The following is a 13,118-nucleotide window of genomic DNA, read 5'->3' as shown; positions in this document are numbered from 1 at the left end:
AGATATCCCTAAACCATCAGAACTGCATCACCCCAACCTTAACGAACCGTCAACAACGGGCTGCCCAAGCGCTCCAGCAACGTGGCCTGGGCGCTGCGTGCATTCTGGTTGCCGGTCGGCGTGTTGCGGATGTAGCGACCGTCCGACTGCAGGCTCCAGCTGTGGGTGTTGTCGGTGAGGTAGCTTTCCAGCTCCTTCTTGACCCGCAGGATCAGCTTCTTGCCTTCCACCGGGAAGCAGGTCTCGACGCGCTTGTCGAGGTTGCGCTCCATCCAGTCGGCGCTGGACAGGAACATCTGCTCCTCCCCACCGTTGAGGAAGTAGAACACCCGCGTATGCTCCAGGAAGCGGCCGATGATCGAGCGCACGTGGATGTTATGGGAAACCCCCGGGATGCCCGGACGCAGGCAGCACATGCCGCGCACCACCAGGTCGATGCGCACGCCCGACTGGCTGGCCTTGTACAACGCACGGATGATCTTCGGATCGGTCAGCGAGTTGAATTTGGCGATGATGTGCGCCGGTTTACCGTCCAGGGCGAACTGCGTCTCCCGGGCGATCATGTCGAGCATGCCCTTCTTCAAGGTGAAGGGAGCGTGCAGCAGCTTTTTCATGCGCAGGGTCTTGCCCATGCCAATCAACTGGCTGAACAGTTTGCCGACGTCTTCACACAGGGCATCGTCGGAGGTCAGCAGGCTGTAGTCGGTGTACAGACGGGCGTTGGCGGCGTGGTAGTTGCCGGTGCCCAGGTGGGCGTAACGCACGATTTCGCCGGCTTCGCGCCGCAGGATCAGCATCATCTTGGCGTGGGTCTTGAAGCCGACCACACCATAAATCACCACCGCACCGGCCGCTTGCAGACGACTGGCCAGTTGCAGGTTGGACTCTTCATCGAAGCGCGCCCGCAACTCGATCACCGCCGTGACCTCTTTGCCGTTACGCGCCGCGTCCACCAGGGCGTCGACGATTTCCGAGTTGGCGCCGCTGCGATACAGGGTCTGGCGCACCGCCAATACATGGGGATCCTTGGCCGCCTGGCGCAGCAGGTCGACCACCGGCGTGAACGACTCGAAAGGGTGCAGCAGCAGAATGTCCTGCTTGCTGATCACGCTGAAGATGTTCTCGCTATTTTGCAGCAACTTCGGGATTTGCGGCGTGAACGGCAAATATTGCAGTTCCGGATGGCTGTCCAGACCGGTGATGCTGAACAGTCGGGTCAGGTTGACCGGACCGTTGACCTGATACAGCTCGGTCTCATGCAGGTTGAACTGCTTGAGCAGGTAGTCGGACAGGTGTTTGGGGCACGTGTCGGCCACTTCCAGACGCACCGCATCACCGTAGCGGCGCGAGAACAGCTCGCCGCGCAGGGCGCGGGCCAGGTCTTCGACGTCTTCGGTGTCTACCGACAGATCGGCGTTGCGGGTCAGGCGGAACTGGTAGCAACCCTTCACCTTCATGCCCTGGAACAGGTCATCGGCATGGGCGTGGATCATCGACGACAGGAACACATAGTTGTCGCCAGGGCCGCCGACGTCCTCCGGCACACGAATGATGCGCGGCAGCAGGCGCGGCGCGGGGATGATCGCCAGGCCGGAGTCGCGACCGAAGGCGTCGATGCCTTCGAGCTCGACAATGAAGTTCAGGCTCTTGTTGACCAGCAGCGGGAACGGGTGCGTCGGGTCGAGGCCGATCGGGGTGATGATCGGTGCGATCTCGTCCCGGAAATAGCGGCGAACCCAGGTCTTGAGCTTGGTGTTCCAGTTGCGCCGACGAATGAAGCGAACCTGATGTTTTTCCAGCTCGGGCAACAGAATGTCATTGAGAATCGCGTACTGGCGGTCCACGTGGCCGTGGACCAGCTCACTGATCCGTGCCAGGGCCTGATGCGGTTGCAAGCCATCGGCACCGGCCTGCTCGCGGGCAAAGGTGATCTGCTTCTTCAGGCCGGCGACGCGGATTTCGAAGAACTCGTCCAGGTTGCTGGAAAAGATCAGCAGGAACTTCAGCCGCTCCAGCAGCGGGTAGGACTCGTCCAGCGCCTGCTCCAGCACGCGGATGTTGAACTGCAGTTGCGACAGCTCGCGATGGATGTACAGGCTGCTGTCATCCAGGTTGGGAATGACAATCGCAGGGGCCACGGGGGCCTCGGCCACCACCGGCGGCGTAGGCGCAGCCTCATGCTCCGGCGGTGTTTCGGCGACCTGCTCGACCACGGGCTGAGCGTCTTTTACGGCAACTTCAGAAAGTCCTTCGGTATTCATCGCAAGTTCCTGGGAGGCTATTTCTGCTCTCGTAACAATTGGGCGGCGCGCACAGCAAAGTAAGTCAGGATGCCATCAGCTCCTGCACGTTTGAAAGCGGTCAAGGACTCAAGGATCACCCCTTCGCCCAACCAGCCGTTTTGGATGGCCGCCATGTGCATGGCGTACTCGCCGCTGACCTGATAGACAAAGGTCGGGACTTTGAATTCGTCTTTGACCCGGCAAAGAATGTCGAGGTAAGGCATACCCGGCTTGACCATGACCATATCAGCCCCTTCTGACAAGTCCGCCGCCACTTCGTGCAAGGCTTCCTCGCTGTTGGCCGGGTCCATCTGATAAGAGGCCTTGTTGGCCTTGCCCAGGTTCAGCGCCGAGCCGACCGCATCACGGAACGGGCCGTAATAGGCACTGGCGTACTTGGCCGAGTAGGCCATGATCCGCACATTGACATGACCGGCCACCTCCAGCGCTTCACGGATCGCCTGGATCCGGCCATCCATCATGTCCGACGGCGCCACCACCTGAGCACCGGCCTCGGCATGGGACAACGCCTGCCGGACCAGGGCATCGACGGTAATGTCGTTCTGCACATAGCCTTCTTCATCGAGAATGCCGTCCTGCCCATGCGTGGTGAACGGGTCCAGCGCCACATCGGTGATCACCCCCAGCTCAGGGAAACGGGCACGCAGGGCACGGGTCGCGCGCTGGGCGATGCCATCGGGGTTCCAGGCTTCGGCGGCATCCAGGGACTTGAGCTCGGCAGGCGTGACCGGAAACAGCGCCAGCGCCGGAATGCCCAACTCGACCCACTGGGCGGCTTCTTCAAGCAACAGGTCGATGGTCAGGCGCTCTACCCCGGGCATCGATGCCACGGCCTCGCGGCGGTTCTCACCGTCCAGCACGAACACCGGCAGGATCAGGTCATCGGTGGTCAGCACGGTTTCACGTACCAGCCGACGAGAGAACTCATCACGGCGATTGCGACGCAGACGGGTAGCGGGGAACAGACGATTGGCGGGGGTAAAGCTCACGGCAGACTCCTGAGCCCGCGCTGACGGGCGAGCGTGACAGTTATAGACGGCCATTATGACGAACAGATGACAGATATGTGCACCTGCGTCCCGTCGTCGCAGTCATTGTCGTTGCAGGAAATGTTCACGTCGAGACACATCTCGATACTTTCCTGAATGTGCCTGAAGGGGTAGGCTGCGCGTTCATTTCGCCAGCACCCAGACAATGCTCCAGCAATTTCTCCATGACTTCGGCTACCTCGCCTTGTTTATTGGCACGTTCTTCGAAGGCGAAACCATCCTCGTGCTCGCAGGCTTCCTGGCGTTCCGTGGCTACATGGATATCAATCTGGTGGTGGTGGTGGCGTTCTGCGGCAGCTACGCGGGCGACCAATTGTGGTACTTCATGGGGCGCAAGCACGGCCGCAGGCTACTGGCGCGAAAACCTCGCTGGCAGTTGATGGGCGATCGGGCGCTGGAACACATTCGTCGGCATCCGGATATCTGGGTGCTGAGTTTTCGCTTCGTCTACGGCTTGCGCACGGTAATGCCGGTGGCCATCGGGCTGTCAGGCTATCCGCCGGGCCGCTATCTGTTGCTCAACGGCATCGGCGCGGCGATCTGGGCCACTGCCCTGGCCGCCGCCGCGTACCACTTCGGCGCGGTGCTCGAAGGCATGCTGGGCAGCATCAAGAAATATGAATTGTGGGTACTCGGTGCCCTGCTGGTGCTGGGGCTGTGCCTGTGGCTGCGTCGGCGTATCAAGAATGCACGCCTGGCCCGCAAAGTCCTCGCAGCCGAACGACTGGAACAAGCCAGGCCCCACGAGCCTACGACGCCAGCCGAGTGACCCGACTGCGACAGCAATACAACCCGATACCACTGAGCAGGCTGTAGCTGAGCAGCCCGACCCAAGCCACGGGACTGGCCGGCCACAACCCCGCCAATGGCGCCAGCCACACCAGCGGCAGGTTCAAGACCAGCCGCAACAGCTCCAGCCTCAGGGCCCACGGGCGATTCTCCAGGGCCACGCCCAAGACAAACAAACCCAGCGCCACCGCGCCCCAACCCAACACCAGGGCAGCAACCGACAGGCTGCCCTCCAGGTTCATCAAGTAGCTGCCCAGCGCAATGTAGGTGCAGAACTGCAACGCCACGTACCACTGCTGACGCCCGTCCAGCGGCACCTCGAATTTGCGGAACTGACTCAGATCCGGTTTGCTCAGTGGGTATCGCGCCGCCACGTCCGCCGGCCGCCAACCGGTGGGCATAAACCAGATCCGCAGCTTGTCTGGCCAGCGCTCTGCCCGTCGCGCATCTGCCCACAATTGCGCATAGAACTGCAGGTTGGCCCACAACGGATTCCAGCTCGCCAGCGGCGTGGTCACGCCAAAAATCACCGGTTCGTTATCGTCTTCTTCCTGAAAGGTGCGAAACAGACGGTCCCAAATAATGAACACCCCGCCGTAATTGCGATCCATGTAGAGAGGGTTCTGTGCATGGTGGGCACGATGATTGGACGGCGTGACGAAACACCACTCCAGCCAGCCGAGTTTGGGGATGTGTTGGGTGTGAACCCAGAACTGATACAGCAAATTCAACGCCGCCACGCTGACGAACACCACCAGCGGCACGCCGGCCACGGCCAGCGGCAGGTAGAAAATCCAGCTCAACACAAACCCGGTGCTGGTCTGGCGCAATGCAGTGGAGAGGTTGTAGTCCTCACTCTGATGATGCACCGAATGAGCCGCCCAGAGGATATTGCGCTCATGGCCCATGCGGTGCAGCCAGTAATAACAGAAGTCATAGAACACGAAAGCAAACACCCAGACCCAGGCCTGGTCGGCAGACAAATGGATAACGGCCAAATGCTCCAGCGCGAAGGCATAGGTCACCAACCCCACACCCTTGGTCAGCAAACCGGTGGTGGTGGAGAGCACGCCGGTGCTCAGGCTGTTGATGGCGTCAGCCACGCGGTAGTGGCTCACACCCCGCCACCGATCGGCCAGCAACTCGATGGCAATCAACACAAAGAAAAACGGCACGGCATACAGAATGAAATTCATGATGCGACCCGAGCAGACAAAGCAGGGAGATAGTCGGCAGATTAGGTGTAGCTGCTCGATAACCCTATGGCAACGAGTGACAAATTAGTGGACATTTAACGCCATGAATCTGGAGAAAAGCCCATGAGCAAAAAAGTTGCAGTGATCCTTTCCGGCTGTGGCGTGTATGACGGTGCAGAGATCCAGGAAAGCGTGATCACCTTGCTGCGCCTCGACCAGCGCGGCGCACAGGTGCAGTGTTTCGCCCCCGACATCGCGCAGTTGCAGGTCATCAATCACCTGACTGGCGAGCAAATGCCCGAGAGCCGCAACGTATTGGTGGAGTCCGCCCGAATCGCCCGGGGCAACGTGAAGGATTTGCGCGAAGCCAACGTTGAGGACTTCGACGCGCTGATCGTGCCTGGCGGTTTCGGCACGGCGAAGAACCTCTCCAACTTTGCCGTTGAAGGCGCGGGTTGCACCGTCCAGCCGCAGGTTCTGGCGCTGACCGAAGCCTTTGCCGAAGCGGGAAAGCCGGTGGGGCTCATCTGCATTTCCCCCGCCCTGGCGGCAAAAATCTATGGACCGGGGGTGACCTGCACCATTGGCACAGATACCGACACTGCCGCCGCCGTAACCAAAATGGGCGGCATCCACGAAGACTGCGCTGTCACCGATATCGTCGAAGACACTGCACGCAAGCTGGTCAGTACTCCGGCCTACATGCTGGCGCAGAACATCAGTGAAGCGGCGTCGGGGATCAACAAACTGGTGGACCGGGTATTGGAGTTGACTCACGAAAACGATGAGTGACCGCAACACCGTCCACCCAATGTGGGAGCGAGCCTGCTCGCGATAGCGTCGGTTCAGTTGGCATATCTGTTGGCTGACACACCGCCATCGCGAGCAGGCTCGCTCCCACAGGGGTGCGGGAAAGAGTCAGGAGGTTCGAGCCAACCGCGTCAGTATCCGATCCAGCGCATTGGCGAACCCCTGCTTGTCCCGCTCGCTGTACGCTGCCGGTCCGCCGCCCATGTGGCCCTGCTCACGCAAGTCGGTGAACAGGTTGCGCACCGCCAGCCGATCGCCCATGTTCTGCGCATCGAACTCCTTGCCCCGCGGATCCAGTGCCGCGACACCCTTCTTCACCAGCCGGTCAGCCAACGGTACGTCGCTGCAGATCACCAGCTCACCCGGTACGGCATGCTCCACCAGGTAATCGTCCGCCGCGTCAGGCCCGCTGGGCACCACGATCAACTTCACGCAGGCCAGGGCCGGCTTGATCTGCGGTTGGCCGGCCACCAGCACCACTTCGAAGCGGCGTTTCAAGGCGAACTTGACCACCAGTTCCTTCGCGGCTTTGGGACAGGCGTCGGCGTCGATCCATACACGCATTGAGTTTTTCCTCTAATTAAAAGCATCGCGGGCAAGCCTTGCTCCCACAGGCGAATACTGACTGTAGGAGCAAGCCTTGCCCGCGATTATGAGCGCAGCGAATGCTGTTCAGGAAACCTGCACCCTACGCTTCTCCGCCACCCAACTGCGCCCGTACAACACCACAATAGCCACGATCGCCACCCCTTGGGCGGCCAAGGAATAAGCATCGGCATGAATGCCCAGCCAATCGAAATCGAAGAACGCCACCGGACGGGTTCCGAAAATCCCGGCCTCTTGCAGCGCCTTCACGCCATGGCCAGCGAAAACCACCGACAGCGCACAGAGCAGCCCGGCATTGATGCTGAAAAACAGCGCCAGGGGCAGTTTCGCCGAGCCGCGCAGAATCACCCAGGCCAACCCGACCAACAGCACCAACGCCGTGGCGCCGCCCGCCAACACGGCATCATGCCCGGCGGGGCCGGCTTGCAGCCACAGGGTTTCGTAGAACAGGATCACTTCAAACAGCTCGCGATAGACCGAGAAAAACGCCAGGATCGCGAAACCGAAACGTCCGCCACCGCCCACGAGGCTGCTCTTGATGTAATCCTGCCAGGCCGCCGCGTGACGCCGGTCGTGCATCCACACTCCCAGCCACAGCACCATCACGCTGGCGAACAATGCCGTTGCACCTTCGAGCAGTTCGCGCTGGGCGCCGCTGACGTCAATCACATAGGCGGCCAGCCCCCAGGTCGCCAGGCCAGCCAGCAACGCCAGCCCCCAACCGACGTTGACGCTGCGAACCGCTGACTGTTGACCGGTATTACGCAGGAACGCCAGGATCGCCGCCAGCACCAGAATCGCTTCCAGCCCTTCGCGCAACAGAATCAGCAAGCCCGAGATGTAACTGAGCGTCCAGCTCAAACCGTCGCCACCCAGCAGACCCGCCGACTCCGTCAGCTTGGCCTTGGCCGCGTCCAGACGCTGCTCGGCCTGCTCGACCGGCAAACCATCCTGCAAGGACTGACGGTAGGCCATCAGCGCTTTTTCAGTGTCCTTGCGCACCTTGGCGTCGACGTTATCCAGCGAACTTTCCACCAGCTCAAAGCCTTCCAGGTAAGCCGCTACCGACAAGTCATAGGCTTGGTCGTGATCACCGACGCGATACGCCGCGATGCTCTTGTCCAGGGTGGTGGCGGTGTAGTCGAGCAACTGCGCCGGGCCACGCTGCACCTGTGGCGGCTGGGCACGCTGAGCGCGAAAGGTGGCAGCCGCTTCAGGGCCCTGCGCCGCGAGGATTTCGGCCGGAGTCTGGCGAGTCAGATCAGCGAGATTGAAGGTCTGTGCGCTTTTAGCGGCCGCCGGATCGGCGCTGAAACTGGCGATGTACGTCGCCAGGTCCCAGCGCTGACGGTCATCGAGCTGATCGGCGAAGGCCGGCATGTCAGTGCCCTCAATGCCCATGCCAAGTGTGTTGTAGATCGCGTAGAGACTCAGATGATCCAGGCGCGCACCGTCGCGAAGGTTGGCGGGCGCTGGCTCCAGACCGACACCGGCGGGACCGTCGCCGGCTCCGCTGTCACCGTGGCACACCGAGCAATTCTGCGCATACAGTGGCGCTCCGCGGGCCGGGTCAGGGGTGATGACCGGCGCCTGACTGACCTCATACGCCACCGCCAGCCTGGCCCCCAGCTGCCGCGCCAGGCGGGCGACTTCATCGCCATCCTGATGTTCGGTGATGGCGCTGCGCAAGGCGCCGACGCCTTGTGTCAATTCTGCTTTCTCAGGTTTGGCTGGCAGCGCAACGATCAGCCCTTCCAGGAGCTGGGTAAATTCCAGTTGCTCACGGTACTCAGACTCGTCGACAACCTGCCCCGCCTGCACCGTCGCCGGATAATCCGCCCCAATGTAATCCAGCAAATGCAGCGCCTGAGGGGCGCCTTCAAGGGTTTCGGCCAACAGATTGGCGCTGCACAGGGCCAAAAACGGCAGTGCAAGCCAGGCCAGAAAACGGTACGGGGCAGACATGAATGACTCTCAATTGGAAATAAGAAGTAACACATTGTTCACTTCCAATGACCTGGGCTCAAGGGCTGTTGTGTTTATGAAGCAAATTTCATTGGATTTTCATGCTGAGGAAGTGATGCCACAAAAAAGGCATTGCGAGATTAAAAAGCCATTACATGGCCAGCGGCCATGTTTATAATCGCGCCGCCTTCTTATTGTTCGATGGCATAAAAGCTCCTCCAGTTATGAGGAACCGACAGCGCCTGGCGCTCGTCCGTGGATCGTCCCAGCCCGACCCGCACCCCCGGCTGATACCTCAGGGAAGAAGTATTCATGGCATCCCGTGCCGCTCTTTCGATCGCCCTCGGCGCGGTCACCTTGTTGTCTGGCTGCTCTGCGTTTCGCAACTACGACAGTGAATTGGCCCAGACCAATCAGCAACTGGCTTCCGGCAATGTCGACGCGGCGTTGACCCTGCTGGAGAAAAACAACACCAGCCAAGACAAAGACCTGCTGTATTTCTTTGAAAAAGGCGAGCTGTTGCGCGCCAAGGGCGACCTGCCCGGCAGCCAGGCTGCCTGGTCCAGCGCTGACCAGCAGGTGGGCCAGTGGGAAGATGCGGTCAAACTCGACACAGGCAAGTATCTCGCGCAGTTCGGCAGCTTTCTGGTCAACGATAAAGTTCGGCGCTACGAAGGCTACGACTATGAAAAGGTCATGCTGACCACCCAGATGGCCCTGAACCTGCTGGCCGTGAACGACTTCGACGGCGCGCGGATGCAGATCAAGAAGACCCACGAGCGCGAAGCGGTGATTGCCGACCTGCGGGACAAGGAGTACCTCAAGCGCGAGGAAGACGCCGAGAAGCAAGGGGTCAAGACCGAGTACAAAGACCTGCAGGGCTACCCGGTGGCCAGCCTCGACGCGCCGGAAGTGGTCAGCCTGAAAAACAGCTATCAAAGTGCGTTCAGCCATTATCTGGCCGGGTTCGTCTATGAAGCCTTGGGCGAAAAAGACCTGGCCGCGCCGGGCTATCGCAAAGCCGCCGAACTGCGTCCGAACACACCGCTGCTGGAGCAGGCACTGATCAATCTCGACAAGCCTGCCGACAAGAAGGATGAAAGCGACATCCTGATTGTGGTGCAGAGCGGTCTGGCGCCGTCCCGGGACTCGATCCGCATTCCCCTGCCCTTGCCCATCAGCGGCAATGTGGTGATCACGCCACTTTCCTTTCCCCTGATCAAGCCTGACACCTCCACCGCCACGTTCACCCAAATCGGTATCGACGGTCGTCAACTGGACCTGACCCAGCTCAACAGCACCACAGCCATGTCCCGCCGCGCCCTGCGTGACGACATGCCCGGCATCATCCTGCGCACGACCGTGCGTGCGATCACCCGTGGCGTGGCGCAAAAACAGATCAACGAAACCAATCCCCTGGCCGGCCTCGCGGTGGGCCTGACCTCGGCCGTGCTCGAAGGCGCGGACACCCGGACCTGGCGCACCCTGCCGGACTACACCCAAGTGGTGCGCCTGCGCCTGAAAAAAGGTGAGCACCAGGTCACCTTGCCGAGTGCATTAGGCGGCTCGGTGGTCAAGGTCACCGTCGATCAGCGCTACCAGGTCATCAGCCTGCGGGCGGTGGGCAATCAGGTCTTCGCCGGTGGCCTGGCCGCCCAAGTGATCCCGAGCACCCACCCGACCGCCGTCGCCAGCATCAAGCAACCTTAAGAACGGAGTCTTGTTCAAATGCGTTTAAAACTGATCGCCGTCGGTGTCCTGGCCTTGCTGGCCGGTTGCGCCACCCCACCGCCGCCGGAGCCGGGCAGCGCCGCCAGCAAAGTCGTGGCCATGGGCAAACAGAAAAACATCGTGGTCGGCGCCATGCGCGTAGCCCGGGAAAACGGCTACCTGACCGTCAATGTGCAGTTGAGCAACACCAGCTTCAACAACAAGACGATGTACTACCGCTTTGCCTGGCTGGGGCCGGAAGGCTTTCCGATCGCCGAGCCAGAAACCTGGAAAAGCCTGACGCTGTACGGCGAACAAACCAGTTTCCTGCCGGCCATTGCACCGACACCCAAGGCTGTGGATTTCCGGTTGGAAATCAATACGCCTTGAGCCACGCACCGCTGGGCCATAGGCGCTGATGTAGGAGCTGACGAGTGCAACGAGGCTGCGATCTTGTCCTAGACAATTGAGTCGCAAGCGAAAAATCAAAAGATCGCAGCCTTCGGCAGCTCCTACAGTGCGCAGCCCAAAGGGGATAAATCCCCTCGCCACACAAACCCTTTATGCAGCAATTTGAGAGTCCCCACATGTTCCTACGCATCTCTTCCCTCGCCCTGGCCGCCCTACTGGTCAGCGGCTGCGCCAACAACGCTCCAGTCCTGGGCAGCAAGAACATCAGCTACGGCGACACCAAGGCCGTGGAAACCGTAACCAACGAATTCGGTTCCACCGACCTGCAAATGATCGCCGAATCCATGACCCGCTCCCTGGCCCAGTCCGGCATTTTGCAGGGCCGCCCGGTGGTTCAGGTCTATGACGTGAAGAACAAGACCAGCGAGTACATCGATACCCGCGAGATCACCACCAGCATCAAGACTCAGTTGATGAAGACCGGTGCGGCACGTTTCGCCAGTGACAACAACGCAATGGACAGCCAGGTTGACCAGCTCAAGCTGCAAAACCAGAGCGGCCTGTACAAGAAAAGCACCGTGGCCAAGACCGGCAACATGATCGCGGCCAAATACCGCCTCGAGGGTTCCATCAGTTCGATCGTCAAGCGCAGCAGCGACTACAAGGACGTCTTCTACAAATTCAGCCTGCAATTGATCGACGTCGAAAGCGGTCTGGCCGAATGGATGGACGAGAAAGAAATCCGCAAGACCACGGAGCGCTAAGCCATGCGCACATGGATCGGCATCATGGCCCTGGCCTGCGCGTTCAGCGCGCAGGCGGCCCCGAAAGTCGCGGTCACTGACCTCGCGTACCAGCAACGGGTGGAGGAATACATCCACACCGTTTCGGCCCAGAGTAACTTCCAGGCGAATCCTTATAGCGCCAGCGCTTCGTCGAGCTACGACGAGATGGAAGCCACCACCAGCTATATCGAGCAGGGCGAACTGCGCAAATTCACCGGCGACATCAAGGGCGAAATCCTGCGCAGCGGGATGTTCCAGCTCGTGCAAGGCACGCCCCACACCGCTTCGTCCACGGGCGACGTCTATGACGTGATCAAGCGAATCAAGGCCGGGCACTTCAAGGGCGCCGATTACGTGCTGTTCGGCACCGTATCGGACATCGACTTCACCCGCGACATCAATGAACTGGCCAATACCAACAGCTACTCGGCGGTGCTCGCCTTGACCCTGGTGGCGGACTTCAGCCTGATCAACACCAAGACCTACGAAATCACCTCGGCCTTTACCGCCATGGGTGAAGGCCAGGACACCAAGCTGTTGAATCACCGGGACGTGCGCATCAACCTCAACCGCCCGCGGGTCGTGCGCGAGGTGTCCAAGGCTCTGGGTGAGGACGTGGCACGGCAACTGAGCGAACAACTCGGTGGGCCGAATTACGAACAAGCCGGCGAGCCGGCGCCGCGCAATAACCTGCCACGGGATACCGCGCCGGTCATTTTGCGCTAAGCGGTTCAGCGATTATTGTGTGGCGAGGGAATTTCCCCGCCACATCAGAACCGTCGGGTTACACCGAGGCTTTGCGAATCGTCGCCAGCAGCCCTGCCGCACCAATGAACAACCCGGCAAAGGTGCGGTTCATTCGACGCTGCTGTTTCGGAGTGCGCAGCAGACGCAGGACTTTGGATGCCAGCCCGGTGTACCCGGCCATGACGATGAGGTCGACGCAAACCATGGTCACGCCCAGGATCAGGTATTGCTTGATCAACGGGGCATGGGGGTCGATGAATTGTGGCAACACCGCAAGCATGAACACCAATGCCTTGGGGTTGCTGATGTTGACCAGAAAGCCGCGAAACACCAGCGCCAAGGGCTTGCCGATCGGCCGCACGGCCGCATCGTCACTGATATCACCCGGGATGGCTCGCCATTGCTTGACGCCCAAGTAAACCAGATAGGCCACACCAAACCATTTGATCGCATAAAACGCGGTCGCCGAGGCGGTGAGGATCGCACCGACACCGGCGGCGACAATCACGATTTGCAACGCCAGGCCCAATTGCAGGCCCAGGGCATTCCAGTAGCCGCGCCAGAAACCGTATTGCAGACCACTGGACATCGATGCGATGGCACCGGCGCCCGGCGAAAGACTGATCACCCAGCAAGCGGCGAAAAACGCCAGCCATGTTTCCAGCAGCATTGCACACCTCGGCTCAGATTCGTTGAAGTCACTAAGCTAATGCGCCGCCGGACAGTTGACCACAGATATTTAATGAT

12 protein-coding genes are annotated in these 13,118 nt (G+C 60.5%); 6 read left to right on the top strand and 6 right to left on the bottom strand.

Annotation, left to right across the window (positions count from 1 at the left end):
- Nucleotides 1-38: 38 nt before the first annotated feature.
- On the bottom strand, nt 39-2,261 hold the full coding sequence (gene ppk1 / locus AAIS01_RS11840) for a polyphosphate kinase 1 (protein ID WP_343469105.1): 2,223 nt from the start codon (nt 2,259-2,261) through the stop codon (nt 39-41).
- Nucleotides 2,262-2,278: 17 nt separating this feature from the next.
- On the bottom strand, nt 2,279-3,292 hold the full coding sequence (gene hemB, locus AAIS01_RS11835) for a porphobilinogen synthase (RefSeq protein ID WP_343469103.1): 1,014 nt from the start codon (nt 3,290-3,292) through the stop codon (nt 2,279-2,281).
- 205 nt (nt 3,293-3,497) lie between these two features.
- Here hemB and AAIS01_RS11830 point away from each other — a divergent pair, with 205 nt between their 5' ends.
- Nucleotides 3,498-4,121 (top strand): DedA family protein, encoded by a 624-nt coding sequence (locus AAIS01_RS11830; protein WP_343469102.1) that lies wholly within the window; start codon nt 3,498-3,500, stop codon nt 4,119-4,121.
- Here the strand turns inward: AAIS01_RS11830 and AAIS01_RS11825 are convergent.
- Nucleotides 4,102-5,337: a sterol desaturase family protein gene (locus AAIS01_RS11825; RefSeq protein ID WP_343469101.1), complete on the bottom strand. Its 1,236-nt coding sequence runs from the start codon at nt 5,335-5,337 to the stop codon at nt 4,102-4,104. The genes AAIS01_RS11830 and AAIS01_RS11825 overlap by 20 nt on opposite strands.
- Nucleotides 5,338-5,460: 123 nt before the next feature.
- On the opposite strand from AAIS01_RS11825, the gene elbB reads away from it, so the two are divergent.
- Nucleotides 5,461-6,129: an isoprenoid biosynthesis glyoxalase ElbB gene (elbB, locus tag AAIS01_RS11820; protein ID WP_343469100.1), complete on the top strand. Its 669-nt coding sequence runs from the start codon at nt 5,461-5,463 to the stop codon at nt 6,127-6,129.
- A gap of 126 nt (nt 6,130-6,255) precedes the next feature.
- Here the strand turns inward: elbB and AAIS01_RS11815 are convergent, their stop codons facing one another.
- Both AAIS01_RS11815 and AAIS01_RS11810 read right to left on the bottom strand, forming a co-directional pair.
- The gene (locus AAIS01_RS11815) at nt 6,256-6,711 is read right to left on the bottom strand and encodes a YaiI/YqxD family protein (protein ID WP_047226107.1); all 456 of its coding nucleotides are present in this window, start codon (nt 6,709-6,711) and stop codon (nt 6,256-6,258) included.
- 108 nt (nt 6,712-6,819) lie between these two features.
- Nucleotides 6,820-8,718 carry an FTR1 family protein gene (locus AAIS01_RS11810; RefSeq protein WP_343469099.1) on the bottom strand — a complete coding sequence of 633 codons (1,899 nt, stop codon included), beginning with the start codon at nt 8,716-8,718 and terminating at the stop codon, nt 6,820-6,822.
- A 312-nt stretch (nt 8,719-9,030) separates the two neighbouring features.
- Between AAIS01_RS11810 and AAIS01_RS11805 the strand changes: the two genes are divergently transcribed.
- The 4 genes from AAIS01_RS11805 to AAIS01_RS11790 all read left to right on the top strand — a co-directional run bounded on the left by AAIS01_RS11805 (nt 9,031) and on the right by AAIS01_RS11790 (nt 12,350).
- Nucleotides 9,031-10,428 carry a COG3014 family protein gene (locus tag AAIS01_RS11805; protein ID WP_343469098.1) on the top strand — a complete coding sequence of 466 codons (1,398 nt, stop codon included), beginning with the start codon at nt 9,031-9,033 and terminating at the stop codon, nt 10,426-10,428.
- Between the two features lie 18 nt (nt 10,429-10,446).
- Nucleotides 10,447-10,818 carry a YcfL family putative periplasmic lipoprotein gene (locus tag AAIS01_RS11800; protein ID WP_343469097.1) on the top strand — a complete coding sequence of 124 codons (372 nt, stop codon included), beginning with the start codon at nt 10,447-10,449 and terminating at the stop codon, nt 10,816-10,818.
- Nucleotides 10,819-11,015: 197 nt separating this feature from the next.
- On the top strand, nt 11,016-11,603 hold the full coding sequence (gene lpoB, locus AAIS01_RS11795) for a penicillin-binding protein activator LpoB (protein ID WP_343469096.1): 588 nt from the start codon (nt 11,016-11,018) through the stop codon (nt 11,601-11,603).
- Nucleotides 11,604-11,606: 3 nt separating this feature from the next.
- Entirely contained in the window at nt 11,607-12,350 is a 744-nt protein-coding gene (locus AAIS01_RS11790; protein ID WP_343469095.1) for a penicillin-binding protein activator LpoB, read from the top strand.
- A gap of 58 nt (nt 12,351-12,408) precedes the next feature.
- Here the strand turns inward: AAIS01_RS11790 and rhtB are convergent, their stop codons facing one another.
- Nucleotides 12,409-13,041, bottom strand: coding sequence for a homoserine/homoserine lactone efflux protein (gene rhtB / locus AAIS01_RS11785; RefSeq protein WP_343469094.1), 633 nt, complete (start codon nt 13,039-13,041; stop codon nt 12,409-12,411).
- Nucleotides 13,042-13,118: the final 77 nt, after the last annotated feature.

This window comes from Pseudomonas halotolerans (assembly GCF_039581215.1).
GTDB classification, from domain to species: Bacteria; Pseudomonadota; Gammaproteobacteria; order Pseudomonadales; family Pseudomonadaceae; genus Aquipseudomonas; species Aquipseudomonas tehranensis.
This window is presented reverse-complemented; position numbering and strand designations above follow the sequence as displayed.